Origin of the sequence: Phycicoccus sp. Soil748 (genome assembly GCF_001428025.1) — a bacterium.
Lineage (GTDB): Bacteria > Actinomycetota > Actinomycetes > Actinomycetales > Dermatophilaceae > Pedococcus.
On record NZ_LMSC01000007.1, the window covers coordinates 962,468 to 975,868 of the forward strand.

Below are 13,401 nucleotides of genomic sequence, written 5' to 3' on the forward strand. Positions count from 1 at the left end.
GAGGGCGCGGCTACTCGTCCGGGTGGGCGGCGAACGCCGCGGCGACCATGGGCGCCACGATGTCGGTCTGCCAACGGCGGGCGCCGAGGCCCTGCAGGGCCTGGGCGAACCCAGCAGCACTGCGGTCGTGCGGCGGCGACCAGATCACGCGGCGCAGCGGCTCCGGGGACAGCACGTTCTCGACGGGTATGGCGCGCTCGGTCGCGAACGCGGTGAGCGCCTCCCGGGTGTCAGCCAGCCGGGCGGCGGCCACCGGGTCACGCTCGGGCCAGGCGCGTTGCGGGGGCGGGCCGTCGGACCGCAGGGTCATCGGCGGCAGGTCGGCCTCGGGGATGGCGTTGGCCCGGTTGACGGCGTCCAGCCACTGGCGCTGGTAGCGGCGCACCGACCGGTGGCCGGAGGGCAGGGTGTCGACGGATGTCGGTGCGGCCATGGCGATCTCGACGAGGACGGCGTCGGGCAGGACCCGGCCGGGGGAGACGTCGCGCTCCTGGGCGATGGCGTCACGCGCCTCCCAGAGCTCGCGCACGACGGCCGCGGTGCGCCGTTGGCGGACCTTGTGCATCCCCGACGTCCGGCGCCACGGGTCGACGCGCGGCGCCGGGCCGGTGAAGTCCAGCAGCGCCTCGAACTCCTCACGGGCCCAGCCGTCCTTGGCCTGCCGCGCGAGGTCGACACCCATGAGGTTGCGGACCTCGACGAGCACCTCGACGTCGAGCGCTGCATAGCGCAGCCACGGCTCGGGCAGTGGCCGCGTGGACCAGTCGACCGCCGAGTGCTCCTTGGCCAGCGACAAGCCGAGGTAGTGCTCGACGACCGCGGCGAGGCCCACCCGGGGCAGGCCGAGCAGGCGGCCCGCCAGCTCGGTGTCGAAGAGCTGGCGCGGGCGCAGGCCCACCTCGGCGAGGCAGGCCAGGTCCTGGGTCGCGGCGTGCAGGATCCACTCGGCGTTGCCGATGGCCTCGTTGACCGGGGAGAGGTCGGGGCAGGCGATGGGGTCGATGAGCCAGGTGCCCGAACCCTCGCGGCGCAGCTGCACGAGGTAGGCGCGCTGGCCGTAGCGGTAGCCGCTGGCGCGCTCGGCGTCGAGGGCGACCGGGCCCTCACCCGCGGCGATCGCCGCAGCAGCCTCCAGGAGGCCGCGCTCGGTCTGCACCACCGGCGGGACGCCGTCGGCCGGCATGTCCAGGGCCACGGTTGCGTCGGCGGGTGCGCCGTCCTGCGAGACCTCGGAGGAGTCGACGACGGTGCCGTCACGGGAGTCCGGTGGCAGGAGCAGCGAGGCCTCGGGGGCCGCCGGGTCCACGGCGGATGCCTCGGCGTCGGTGTCGGTCACCGCCCCAACCTACCGGCAGCGGTCGTCAGCGCCGCGGCCCAGGCAGCGCGACGACTCCCTCGGGCAGGGGCGGCAGTCCGGCGATGGTGCACAGCAGGTCGGACCAGGCGACGAGGTGGGCGCCGACGTTGCCGGTGGTCGGGGTCCACGACGCGCGCACCTCCATCTCCACGCTCGCGGGGCGGTCGGACAGTCCGGCGAAGCTCTCGGAGACCACGCGCGTGACGGTGCCGGCCTCGGCGGTGTAGCCGAGGTGGTGGCTCTCGAGCGCGTCGGTGAGCCACGACCAGCCGACGGCCCCCAGCATCGGGTCGTTGGCGAGCTCGGGCTCGAGCTCGGCCCGGGCGAAGGTGACCGCGCGCCAGGCGCCGTCCCACGGGTCGGGGACCGACGGGTCGTGCAGGAGGACGAAGCGCCCGGAGGCCAGCTCGTCCTCGTCGGCGGCGGCTCCGACGACCTCGGCGGTGAGCGCCACCGCGTACGGCGCGATGCGCTGCGGCGCCGGCACCTCGGTGAGCCTGATCTCGGGACGCAACCGCGCGCCCCGCAGGTCGCTCAGCGCCTGCGTGAACTCCGGTGACTGGTCGCCAGGGACCGTTCTGCTGCCCACCGTCAGAGCGTATGTCGCGGGGTGCCGTATCACAGGGAGGCTGAGTCCGCGCCGTGTCGCGGGGGCCGGGTAGCGTGCGGCCGTGGTCTCCCTCCTCGCGCTCGCCAGCAGCGTCTGCTGGGGCACCTCGGACTTCTTCGCCGGCCTGTTCTCCCGCCGGCGGCCCGCCGTCGCGGTGGTCGGCTGGACGCAGGGACTGGCGTTCGTGGTGCTGTGCGTCGTCGTGCTCACCCAGCTCGACCACGCCGTCTGGACCGGGTGGCCGCTGTGGTCCGTCGGGGCCGGGCTGTCCGGGCTCACGGGGCTGCTCTGCTTCTACACGGCCCTGTCCACGGGGACCATGGGCGTCGTCGCGCCCATCGCCGCCCTCGGCGTCGCGGTGCCGGTCCTTCTCGGCGTCGCCACCGGTGACGAGCCGTCGGCCTGGACCTGGGTCGGCATCCTCGTCGCGGTCGTCGGCGTCACCCTGGCGTCCGGGCCCGAGCTGAGCGGTGACGTCTCCACCAGGCCGGTGGTGCTGGCCGCTGTCGCCGCCGTCGGTTTCGGCCTCGCGCTGTTCTGCCTCGACCGCGGGGCGCGCACCTCGACCCTGATGACGTTGTGGGGCATGCGGTGCACGTCCGTCGTCGTGTTCGCGGTGGTGGCCCTGGTCACGCGTTCCGTCGGCGGCGTCGTGGCCCGGGAGGCGCCCACCCTGCTGGTGATCGGCTGTGGCGACCTCGTGGCCAACGGGCTGTTCGCCTTCGCCTCCTCACGGGGTGAGGTGAGCGTCGCCAGCGTCCTGGGTTCGCTGTACCCCGTGATGACGATCCTGCTGGCCCGGCTCGTCCTCGCCGAACGGCTGCGCCCCATCCAGCAGGTGGGTGCCCTGCTGTCCCTCGCCGGCGCCGCCGTCATCGCCCTGTGAGGGGTACGGCGGGCGCCGCCTAGGATTGCCCGCGTGACCTCCCCCCGTGACTCCGCCCTCGTCCGGGCTGCCCGCAAGCAGCCCGTGACGCACACCCCGGTCTGGTTCATGCGCCAGGCCGGGCGCTCGCTGCCGGAGTACCGGAAGGTCCGTGAGGGCGTCGGCATGCTCGAGTCCTGCCGTCGCCCCGACCTGGTCACCGAGATCACGCTTCAGCCCGTCCGCCGGCACGGCGTCGACGCCGCGATCTTCTTCTCCGACATCGTCGTGCCGCTCGCTGCCGTCGGGGTCGACCTCGACATCGTCGCCGGGGTCGGGCCCGTCGTCGCCGAGCCGTTCCGGACCCGCGCCGACCTCGACCGCCTGCCCGAGCTCACGCCCGAGCACGTGCCCTACATCACCGACTCGGTGCGCCTGCTCGTGGCCGAGCTCGGCGCGACGCCGCTCATCGGGTTCGCGGGGGCGCCGTTCACGCTCGCGAGCTACCTCGTCGAGGGCGGCCCGAGCAAGAACCACGAGCACACCAAGGCCCTGATGTACGGCGACCCGCAGCTGTGGCACGACCTGTGCTCCCGGCTGGCGCAGGTCTCGGGGGCGTTCCTCGACGTGCAGGTCGCCGCGGGTGCCTCGGCCGTCCAGCTCTTCGACTCCTGGGTCGGCGCCCTGCCGCGGGCCGACTACGAGCAGTACGTCCTCCCGCACTCGCGCACCGCGCTCGCGGCGGTCTCCGGTCGCGACGTGCCGACGATCCACTTCGGCGTCGGCACCGGCGAGCTGCTCGCCTCCATGGGCTCGGCCGGGGCCGACGTCGTCGGCGTCGACTACCGCGTCTCGCTCACCGACGCCCTGGCGCGCCTCGACGGCCGGTACGCGGTGCAGGGCAACCTCGACCCCGCCCTGCTGTTCGCGCCGTGGGAGGCGCTCGAGGCCAAGGTGCGCGCCATCGTCGAGGAGGGCCGGGCGGCTCCCGGCCACATCTTCAACCTCGGCCACGGCGTGCTGCCCTCGACCGACCCCGACGTGCTCACCCGCGTCGTCGAGCTGGTGCACGAGGTCGGCGCCCGCTGAGCGGACTCCCTACTGCGGCAGCGTCGCCGGGGCGACGGGAGCCGGGCGGCGACGCCGTACGACCCACCACAGGGGCAGCCCCACGAGGGCGAAGAGCACCGCGAAGGGAACCACCGCACCGACCACGGTGAGGACCACGGTGACCGAGCCGGCGAACGCGTGCCAGCCGCTGCGCAGGCCGGCGAGGAAGCCGGTGTCGTCGGCCTTCTTCGGGACGATCACGTCAGGCTGCGTCGTGAGGCTGACCTGGACCGGCGACCGCGCCACACTGCCCTTGAGCGAGGCCAGCTGCGCCTCCAGCGCCTCGAGGTCCGCCTCGCGACGGGTCAGCTCGGCCTCCATGGCGACCGTCTGCGTCAGGTCCTTCGCATCGGCGAGGTAGCCACGCACCCGGTCGACGCTGATGCGCATGGTCTCCAGCCGCGACTGGGTGTCGACGATCTGCGAGCCGACGTCCTCGCTGGAGCTCGTCGAGCGGATCACCGTGCCGACCTGTGCGAGGTCGGCGACCACTGCATCCAGCTTCGTCGACGGCACCGAGATGGTGATCTCGCCGTACGTGGTGGCGGTGACCCGGGCCGAGGGCTGGACCGGCGTGTCGCCGGCCACCGTGCCGATGTTCTCCGAGAGCACGATCCCGTCTGCGGCCGCGGAGACGGCGCGCACCCTGGCGACTGCCTGCCCGATGTCCTTGACCTGCAACGCCACCGACGCCCGACGCGCCAGCGACTCCTGCGCCGCCTGCAGCGAGGCCTGGCTCACGGTGGTGCCGGACCCGGCTGCGGGCTTCCCGGTCCCGCTCTCGGGTGCTCCGGCGGAGCTGCCGGCGGCATCGCTCCCGGAGCCGCCGTTCGAGGCCTTGGCGCCGCCGTCGGCAGGGGACGGGGCGACGGCTGCACGCCCGGCGACTGACGACGCGCTGCTGTCGGAGCCGCTGCTGCACGCCGCGAGGGCGGCGGAGGCGAGGAGGACGGCCGCGAGACCGGCGACGGTGTGGGGCGGACGATCACGGAACATGGCGACTCCCGAGGTCAACGTCGGTGGGCGAGCAGTGATGACAGTGCGACTGCGCCCGGGGGCCCGACGTTCCCACCCGGTGGTGTCGAAACCGTCACGATCTTGAAAGGGTGTGGCCATGGTCGGATCACGAGTCGTCATCATCGGTGGCGGGATCAGTGGGCTTGCTGCCGCTTGGGAGCTGGTGCGTGCGGCTCCCGGCACCGAGGTCACGATCCTCGACGCCGCGGACCGGCCCGGCGGCAAGCTGCGGCGCGAACCCGTTGCCGGGGTTCCCATCGACGTCGGCGCCGAGTCGGTCCTCGCCCGTCGGCCCGAGGCGGTGGGCCTCATGGCCGAGCTCGGGCTCGAGGACGCCGTGGTGCACCCGGCGACCACGTCGGCGAGCATCTGGTCGCGCGGCCAGCTGCACCCGATGCCGCGCAGGACCCTCATGGGCATCCCGTCCCCGGCATCGTCGGCACTCGGGGTGCTGACGCCGGACGAGGTCGCCCGGGCCGAGCACGAGCAGGCGTGGTCACCCGAGGACGGCGTCGACGTCTCGGTCGGTGACTACGTCGCCGGCCGCCTCGGTGACGCTGTCGTCGACCGGCTCGTCGAACCCCTGCTCGCCGGCGTCTACGCCGGCCGGGCGCGGCGCCTCTCGCTGCGTGCCTGCCTGCCGCAGGTCTACGCCTCGGTGGCGCAGGGCACGAGCCTCACCGAGGCGGCACGCACAGCCGCCGAGGCCTCCGCCCTGTCGTCGGCAGGGTCGTCGGCACCGGTCTTCGCCGGGCTGCACGGGGGAGTGGGGCGGCTCGCCGAGGTCCTCACCGAGTCGCTGCGCTCGCAGGGCGTGGTGATCCGCAGCGGCACGATCGCCCGGGAGCTCGTGCGCGACGGTGGCGGGTGGTTGGTGGTGGCCGGCCCGCGGCCCGACCCCCAGCGCTTCGCGGCTGACGCGGTCATCGTCGCCACCCCCGCGTCGGCGACGGCCCGGCTGCTCGAGCCGCACGCCCCGGACGCGAGTGCGGCCCTGCGTGAGGTGGAGTACGCCTCGATGGCGATCGTGACGCTGGCCGTCGACGGCGGGCCCGGGCGCGCGCCGCTGCCGGGCTCGGGGTTCCTCGTGCCGGCCGTGGACGGCCGGACCATCAAGGCGAGCACGTTCTCCTCGACCAAGTGGGGGTGGACCTCCGAGGTCGCCGACGACCTGTCCTTCCTACGGGCCTCGGTGGGGCGGTTCGGTGAGACGTCCGACCTGCAGCGTCCCGACGAGGAGCTCGTGGCGGTGGCGGTGGCCGAGGTGAGCGAGGCGCTGGGCCACCAGCTGCCGCGCCTGCTCGACGCGCACGTGCAGCGCTGGGGCGGGGCGCTGCCGCAGTACACGGTCGGGCACGTGGACCGGGTCGCCCGGGTCCGCGCCGCCGCGGCCGAGCTGCCCGGGCTGGCCCTGGCCGGCGCTGCGTACGAGGGGGTCGGGATCCCGGCCTGCATCGGCACCGGACGGGCCGCCGCCCGGGCGGTGTTGACCCACCTGTCCGCCGCCGATCGAGAAGGCGGAGAATGACGGCATGACCAGCAAGCCCACCCCGTCCCGGATCCGCGAGATCAACGCCTCGATCAGGTATGCCATGTGGTCCGTCTTCAGCGTGACGGCACCGCTCGGCGACGACCGTGAGCGGATGGCCAAGGAGGTCGAGGCGCTGCTCGGCGACCTCGAGGAGCAGGGCGTGGTCACCCGCGGCCTCTACGACCTCGGGGGCATGCGGGCCGAGGCCGACTTCATGGTGTGGTGGCACGCCGAGAAGATCGAGGACGTGCAGGCTGCCTACCGCGCGTTCCTGCGCACCGACTTCGGGCACCTGCTGGAGCCGACCTGGTCGGCTGCCGCGCTGCACCGGCCGGCCGAGTTCAACAAGAGCCACATCCCGGCGTTCCTCGCCGACGAGACGCCGAAGGACTTCATCTGCGTCTACCCGTTCGTGCGGTCCTACGAGTGGTACCTGCTCGATGACAAGGAGCGCCGCGACATGTTGCGCGAGCACGGGCAGATGGCGCGCGACTTCCCCGACGTGCGGGCCAACACCATCGCCTCGTTCGCGCTGAACGACTACGAGTGGGTGCTGGCCTTCGAGGCCGACGAGCTGCACCGGATCGTCGACCTCATGCGCGAGCTGCGGGCCTCCCGCGCCCGGCTGCACGTCCGCGAGGAGGTGCCGTTCCACACCGGTCGCCGCGTCGAGGTCGGCGACCTGCTCGCGTCCCTGCGCTGACACCACCGCGCGCCGGCTTCCTCGGCGCCCTCGCAACCCGGGCAGTGAGGCTCCGGGGGTGCGCAGCTTCGCACCGGGTGACCTCCTCACCGGATGGGTCGTGTCGGCCGTCGGGTTCTGGCTGCTGTGGTGCTGTCCACCGGCTACCCCACTGCCGCTCCTCGCTGCGACGGTGGCCGCCTGGGTGCGGGCCGACCGCGCGGAGGCTGTCGCCGTGGGCCCCCCGTCTCGACCGCGAACCGGTGTCGGACCGTCCCTGGTGGGAGGACGACCCGCGGTTCCGGCACCGGTCGTCCTGATGTGGGAGGTGCGGCTCCCACGTCAGGACGACCGGTGCCTGGACGGGGGCCCAGGACGGGTCCGGGGCCCCCGCGTGCACAGTGCGCCGTCAGGCGGCGTCGCGTCGTGCCGTCAGGTCACTCAGGTCGCTGAGGTCACTCATAGGGAAGGCATCCCCGCCCGGTGAGGGCGAAGTCCCTGTTGCTGAACTCTTCCTGGGTGAGGTACTGGTGGCCGTGGATGACCTGGTTGTAGCGGCTGCCCGCGGTGCCACTCATGGTCCCGTAGACATAGGCGCACTCGTCGCCGTTCTCGTACCCGTTGCTGTCGTACCAGCCGGTGACCGTGTCGGGGTCGGTCGCCGCCTCCATGATCTCGTGGCTGGTGGGGCTGATCTCGGTGTCGGCGTCCGGGTTGCCGTTCGGCGACTCGATGATCCCGTGTCCACGGGCGTTGCTCCCGCAGGTGTAGCCGACCGGCGACAGGTAGACCGGGAACGGCATGTTCGCGTAGACGGTGCCCCGCCCGGTGTCCTGGTTGTGGTACGCGCAGTACGCGGCGCTCGGCTGGTGGTTGATGGTGCAGGCGTTGGCCGAGGTGAGCGTCGAGCCGGCGAAGAAGCACGACTCGACGTGCTTGGGCAGGAACATGACGTAGATGTGGCCGTAGTCCACCGGGAGGTCCTTGCTCGCCACCACCCGGTTGGTCTCGGCGATGACCTGGCTGTCGTCGAGGCAGGCGTCGTAGCCGGTGAGGTCCGCGTAGATGTTGGCGGTGTCGTTGGCAGCGACCGTGCAGCCGTCGGCCGGCAGGGGAGCCGTGTCGAGGACCGCCTTGGTGAGCTTCATCTTGTAGCGGATCGCGCCGTTGGTGCCGTAGTACTCGTTCAGCGTCGAGTAGACGTTGGTGTGCTTCCCGCTGTCGGCCGCCACGTCACCGAGGTACCGGCGGATGATCGACGTGTACGAGGCGTCCATCGGGTGGCCGGCGGGGGCCCAGAAGATCGGTGTCATGAACAGGGGGCCGGTCTGCTTCGTGCCCATGACGGGGCCGCCGTGGAAGAGCAGGGGCGGGGTGCCGACCGCCGGGTCGCTGGCGGTGCTCGTCGGCGGTGTCGCGGTGGAGGAGGACCTGGCCGACGTGGCGCACCCGGTGGATGCCGAGACCGCCCGCGTCATACCTCTCGACCGGGCGCTGCCCGTGGCGGCTGGTGCCGAGCAGGCCGCGGTGGGCTGGCTCGCTGTGGTGGTGTCGCTCGCCGCAGCCCCGGTGGCGTTCATGGTGGCACCGGTCAACAGTGCCGTCGCCAGTGCTGCGAGAGCTGCAACCACTCTGCCTTGGTTACGCATTCGTGGATTCACGGGGAACCCCTTTCGACGTGCCGGCGTCAAGGTCTCCGCACGACTGACGCTCTGGTGCACCCCACTGCTGCGGGGTGCACGGCACCCGTCACGGTCCGCTGCGGGCAGGTCGGTGTCAACGAGTCGGCGCCGTACCCAATAGGGACGACCGGCGGTCCGCGCGGCTACGCGTTTGGCGGGACGAGTGACGGCTCGACGACGCGCACACCACGACGAGCACACGACGACGCGGCGGGCTCGACCCGGTCGCGCCCGCCGCGGTGCCCGCAGCGTCCTTGCCTCAGGCCTCGGTGGCCGGGCGCAGCGTCATGGAGATCGAGTTGATGCAGTAGCGCTGGTCGGTCGGGGTGTCGTAGCCCTCGCCCTCGAACACGTGCCCGAGGTGGCTGCCGCAGCTGGCGCAGCGGACCTCGACCCGCTTCATCCCCATCGAGACGTCCTCGATGTACTCGACGCTGTCACCGGCGAGCGGAGAGTAGAAGGACGGCCAGCCGCAGTGGCTGTCGAACTTCGTGCCCGAGGTGAAGAGCTCGGCTCCGCAGGCCCGGCAGGCGTAGACGCCCTCGGTCTTGGTGTCGGTGTACTCACCGACGTAGGGCCGCTCGGTCCCAGCCTGGCGCAGCACCTGGTACTCGGCCGGGCTGAGCTCGGCACGCCACTCGTCCTCGGACTTGGACACGGCGTACGTGCGGTCGGTCTTCTCCATGCTCACGTCACGGCTCCTTCGGTTGAGTCTCACGCCCTGTGCAACGCAGCCGGCCGCGGAAATGGTCCCGGACGGGTCGCAGGGGTCGCCGCCCCATTCTCCCGGGTGCCTGGCACACCCGCCGGATAGGGTCGGCCCATGGCGGCAGCGGCGACGACGGTGGAGGTGCCCGAGGGGCCTTGGGGGGACGCGCGCGAGGTGCGGATCTCCAGCCCTGACCGGCTGATCTGGCCTGACGACGGCATCACCAAGCTCGACCTCGCGCAGTACGCCGTGGACGTGCGGGCGGGGTTCATGAACGCCTTGGGCCACCGCCCCGTGACCTTGCAGAGGTTCCCCGACGGCATCGCCGGCGAGGAGTTCTGGACCAAGAACCCGCCCAAGGGCATGCCCGACTTCATCACCCCGGTCATGTGCACCTACCCGTCGGGCCGCCGGCACCTGCAGGTCGTGGTCGACGAACCCGCGGCCGTGGTCTGGGGCATGCAGGTGAACACCGTCACCTTCCACCCGTGGCCGGTGCGCACCGCCGACGTCGACCGGCCCGACGAGCTGCGCATCGACCTCGACCCCCAGCCGGGGCGCACCTTCGTCGACGCGGTCGAGGCGGCGGTGGCGCTTCGCGAGCTGCTCACCGAGATCGGCCTCACCGGGTGGGCCAAGACGTCGGGCAACCGCGGGGTGCACGTGTTCGTCCGGGTGGCCCCGACCCACGAGTTCCTCGACGTGCGCCACGGCGTGATCGGTATCGCGCGCGAGCTCGAGCGCCGCTTACCCGACCTCGTCACCTCCTCCTGGTGGAAGGAGGAGCGGGGCGAGCGGGTGTTCGTGGACTTCAACCAGGCGTGCCGCGACCGCACCATCGCGTCCGCGTACAGCCCGCGTCCGCTGCCCGGTGCACCGGTGAGCATGCCGCTGGGCTGGGACCAGCTCGTCGGCGTCGACCCGGGCGAGTTCACCGTGCGGACGGTGCCGGGCATCCTGGCGGCGTCGGGTGACGCGTGGGCCGACATGGACCAGGCGGTGGGTGACGTGACCGGCGCGATCGCCTTGTGGGACGCGGACATCCACGAGCGTGGGCTGGGGGAGCTCAACTTCCCGCCCGACTACCCCAAGATGCCGGGGGAGCCGCCGCGGGTGCAGCCGAGCAAGCGGCGCAAGGACAAGACCGACGAGGACTACATGACACCGAAGGCCGACCGCGACGCCGAGCTGCGTGAGCAGTGGGGCCCCGTGGTGCCGCCGGTCGCGCCGATGCTGGCCAAGCCGGTGAAGGACATCCCCGAGGGCGACTACCTGTTCGAGCCCAAGTGGGACGGGTTCCGGTCGATCATCTTCCGCTCCGGAGAGTCGGTGGAGATCGGCAGCCGCAACGAGAAGCCCATGACGCGGTACTTCCCCGAGGTGGTCTCGGCGGTGCTCGACAACTTCCCGGAGCAGGCGGTGGTCGACGGGGAGATCGTCGTGGTGGGCGGGTCGGGGGACCGGCTGGACTTCGAGGCGCTGCAGCAGCGCATCCACCCCGCGGCGAGCCGGGTGAAGAAGCTCTCCGTCGAGACGCCGGCGCAGTTCGTCGCGTTCGACCTGCTGTCGCTCGGGGGAGAGGACCTCACCGGACGGCCGTTCGAGGAGCGGCGGTCGTTGCTGGAGAAGGCGTTCGCGGATGTCGAGGCCCCCATCCACCTGACTCGCGCCACCCGTGACCCGGCGGTGGCCCGGGAGTGGTTCGAGCAGTTCGAGGGCGCCGGGCTCGACGGGGTCATCGCCAAGCCCTTGTCGGGCACCTACGAGCAGGACAAGCGGACCATGCTCAAGATCAAGCACGTCCGCACCGCCGACTGCGTGGTGGCCGGCTACCGCACGCACAAGACCGGTGACGACCTCGTCGGCTCCCTGATGCTGGGGCTGTACGACGACAGTGGCTCGCTCATGAGCGTCGGCGTCATCGGCGCGTTCCCCATGGCGAGGCGTCGTGAGCTGTTCGAGGAGCTGCAGCCGCTGGTCACGACGTTCGACGACCACCCGTGGGCCTGGGCCAACGAGGAGATGGGCACGCGCACACCGACCAGCGGGGCCACGAGCCGGTGGAACGCCGGCAAGGACCTGTCGTTCACGCCGCTGCGGCCCGAGCGGGTGGTCGAGGTGAAGTACGACCACATGGAGGGCATCCGCTTCCGCCACACCGCGCAGTTCGTGCGCTGGCGCGACGACCGGGACCCGAGGTCGTGCACCTACGAGCAGCTCGAGGAGCCGGTGAGCTTCGACCTCGCCGACGTCCTCGGCGAGTCCCGCCGATGAGTGCCCCCGTGACCCGGGCCGGCGAGCGGGGCGCGCTGCGGACGACTGCGACGGTGGCGGGCGCTGCCGGTGGGGCACTGGCGGCGACGGCTGCGGTGTCCTCGGTGGGCGCGGCTGCCTACTTCGCCCGACGCGCGCTGACCCCTGACCGCCAGCGCCCTGACGACACCTCGATCCTCGCCGTCGACGAGGGGGTGGTCACCCTGGGGCTGACCCCCGAGACGGTGATGCCGGGGCGCTACGGGCTGTGGCTCGACCAGTCGACCGGTCACGCGCGACTCGGCGACCTCCTCGACGTCGACGAGGACCGGGGCCGCGTACGGCGTGAGGTGCTCGGCGTCGACCGCGGTCACCTCACCCCGGGTTTCGGCCGGTGGAACCAGTACTTCTACGCCGGTGCGCCGGACCGGACCCTCGGCCTGCGGACGGAGTACGTCGACGTCCTGACCGAGCTGGGCACGATGCCCGCGTGGGTGGTGCGGTCCTCCACGCCCTCGACCCGCTGGGCGGTCCTCGTGCACGGTCGTGGAGCCCGGCGCGACGAGGGCCTGCGCGCGGTCCGACCGCTGGTCGAGCAGGGCGTCAACGTGATCATCCCGTCCTACCGCAACGACCTCGGTGCCCGGCGCGGCGCCGACGGGCGCTACAACCTCGGCCTGTCGGAGTGGCGCGACATCGAGGACGCCGGGCTGTGGGCCGTCCAGCAAGGCGCCCGCGAGCTCGTCCTGGTGGGGTGGTCGATGGGCGGCGCGATCGTGCTCCAGACCCTCAGCCGGTCCTGGCTCGCCGACCACGTCAGCCACGTCGTCCTCGACGCCCCGGTCGTCGACTGGACCGACGTCCTGCGGCACCACGCCAGGATCCACGGCATCCCCGACCCGATCGGCGGCCTCAGCCGGGTGCTCATGGGCAAGCGCTGGGCGCGGCGCCTCGTCGGCGTGCACGACCCCCTCGACGTCGCCCAGACCGACTGGGTCAGCCGGGCGGGGGAGCTGTGTCACCGGATGCTGGTGGTCCACTCAGTCGACGACGAGTTCGTGCCGGTGGGACCGTCCCATGCCCTTGCGGCTGCCCGGCCGGACCTGGTGACCATGGAGCGCTGGGAGACCGCCCGGCACACCAAGGAGTGGAACGTCGACCCCGACCGCTGGGAGCGCTCCGTGGCCGAGTTCGTCAGCAGCTAGACGTCGCGCGCGGAGCGTTGGCCCCCGGAGCCCGAGCCCGCGTCAGAGAACGCGGATGAGTCCGCGGTCGGGGTTGGCGGGGTCGTCGAGCCAGGAGACGAACTCGGGTTCCGGTTCAGTTTCAGGTTCAGCTTCGGGCCGTGGGCCTTGCGAGACTTCGGGTGCCCGATCGGGTGGTGGCAGAACGACGAGGCGTCGCTGACCGAGGTGGCTGTCGGGTGGGAGCTCGATGTCGGTCCAGGTGATGGGTCCGCCGGAGGGTGGCTGGTAGGTGCCGGGCGGTGGTTGGGGGTCGCCGCCGGGTGGGGGGGCGGTGTCGGCTGGTCGGGGTGGTCGGATGGTCAGGCCGTGGCGGTTGGTGACGACGAGTCCGTCGGGGG

Annotated in this window: 11 protein-coding genes; 6 read left to right on the forward strand and 5 right to left on the reverse strand. The window is 72.4% G+C overall.

All coding sequences use genetic code 11. From position 1 onward, the window contains the following. Positions 1 to 10: 10 nt before the first annotated feature. Together ASG70_RS12190 and ASG70_RS12195 are read right to left on the reverse strand one after the other, a co-directional pair. Positions 11 to 1,336: an HRDC domain-containing protein gene (locus ASG70_RS12190; protein WP_369818901.1), complete on the reverse strand. Its 1,326-nt coding sequence runs from the start codon at positions 1,334 to 1,336 to the stop codon at positions 11 to 13. A gap of 25 nt (positions 1,337 to 1,361) precedes the next feature. After that, complete coding sequence (locus tag ASG70_RS12195; protein WP_056884010.1) at positions 1,362 to 1,946, reverse strand: DUF3000 domain-containing protein; 585 nt, start codon at positions 1,944 to 1,946, stop codon at positions 1,362 to 1,364. A gap of 82 nt (positions 1,947 to 2,028) precedes the next feature. On the opposite strand from ASG70_RS12195, the gene ASG70_RS12200 reads away from it, so the two are divergent. Continuing rightward, positions 2,029 to 2,853, forward strand: coding sequence for a DMT family transporter (locus tag ASG70_RS12200; protein ID WP_056884011.1), 825 nt, complete (start codon positions 2,029 to 2,031; stop codon positions 2,851 to 2,853). 33 nt (positions 2,854 to 2,886) lie between these two features. Beyond that, positions 2,887 to 3,921, forward strand: coding sequence for a uroporphyrinogen decarboxylase (gene hemE / locus ASG70_RS12205; protein WP_235531467.1), 1,035 nt, complete (start codon positions 2,887 to 2,889; stop codon positions 3,919 to 3,921). A 9-nt stretch (positions 3,922 to 3,930) separates the two neighbouring features. On the opposite strand, the gene ASG70_RS12210 is transcribed toward hemE, so the two are convergent. Further along, positions 3,931 to 4,938, reverse strand: coding sequence for a DUF4349 domain-containing protein (locus ASG70_RS12210; protein WP_056884013.1), 1,008 nt, complete (start codon positions 4,936 to 4,938; stop codon positions 3,931 to 3,933). A 118-nt stretch (positions 4,939 to 5,056) separates the two neighbouring features. Between ASG70_RS12210 and hemG the strand changes: the two genes are divergently transcribed. Together hemG and hemQ are read left to right on the forward strand one after the other, a co-directional pair. Continuing rightward, positions 5,057 to 6,487, forward strand: coding sequence for a protoporphyrinogen oxidase (hemG, locus tag ASG70_RS12215; protein WP_056884014.1), 1,431 nt, complete (start codon positions 5,057 to 5,059; stop codon positions 6,485 to 6,487). A 4-nt stretch (positions 6,488 to 6,491) separates the two neighbouring features. After that, positions 6,492 to 7,193, forward strand: coding sequence for a hydrogen peroxide-dependent heme synthase (gene hemQ, locus ASG70_RS12220; RefSeq protein WP_056884015.1), 702 nt, complete (start codon positions 6,492 to 6,494; stop codon positions 7,191 to 7,193). Positions 7,194 to 7,627: 434 nt separating this feature from the next. Here hemQ and ASG70_RS12225 read toward each other — a convergent pair whose 3' ends face one another. Continuing rightward, the gene (locus tag ASG70_RS12225; protein WP_156399952.1) at positions 7,628 to 8,803 is read right to left on the reverse strand and encodes a hypothetical protein; all 1,176 of its coding nucleotides are present in this window, start codon (positions 8,801 to 8,803) and stop codon (positions 7,628 to 7,630) included. Between the two features lie 310 nt (positions 8,804 to 9,113). Next, on the reverse strand, positions 9,114 to 9,539 hold the full coding sequence (msrB, locus tag ASG70_RS12230; RefSeq protein ID WP_056884017.1) for a peptide-methionine (R)-S-oxide reductase MsrB: 426 nt from the start codon (positions 9,537 to 9,539) through the stop codon (positions 9,114 to 9,116). 138 nt (positions 9,540 to 9,677) lie between these two features. Between msrB and ASG70_RS18985 the strand changes: the two genes are divergently transcribed. Continuing rightward, on the forward strand, positions 9,678 to 11,837 hold the full coding sequence (locus ASG70_RS18985; protein WP_082590589.1) for an ATP-dependent DNA ligase: 2,160 nt from the start codon (positions 9,678 to 9,680) through the stop codon (positions 11,835 to 11,837). Continuing rightward, positions 11,834 to 13,021 carry a S9 family peptidase gene (locus tag ASG70_RS12240; protein ID WP_056884018.1) on the forward strand — a complete coding sequence of 396 codons (1,188 nt, stop codon included), beginning with the start codon at positions 11,834 to 11,836 and terminating at the stop codon, positions 13,019 to 13,021. Before ASG70_RS18985 ends, ASG70_RS12240 begins: the two co-directional genes overlap by 4 nt. Positions 13,022 to 13,401 lie beyond the last annotated feature (380 nt).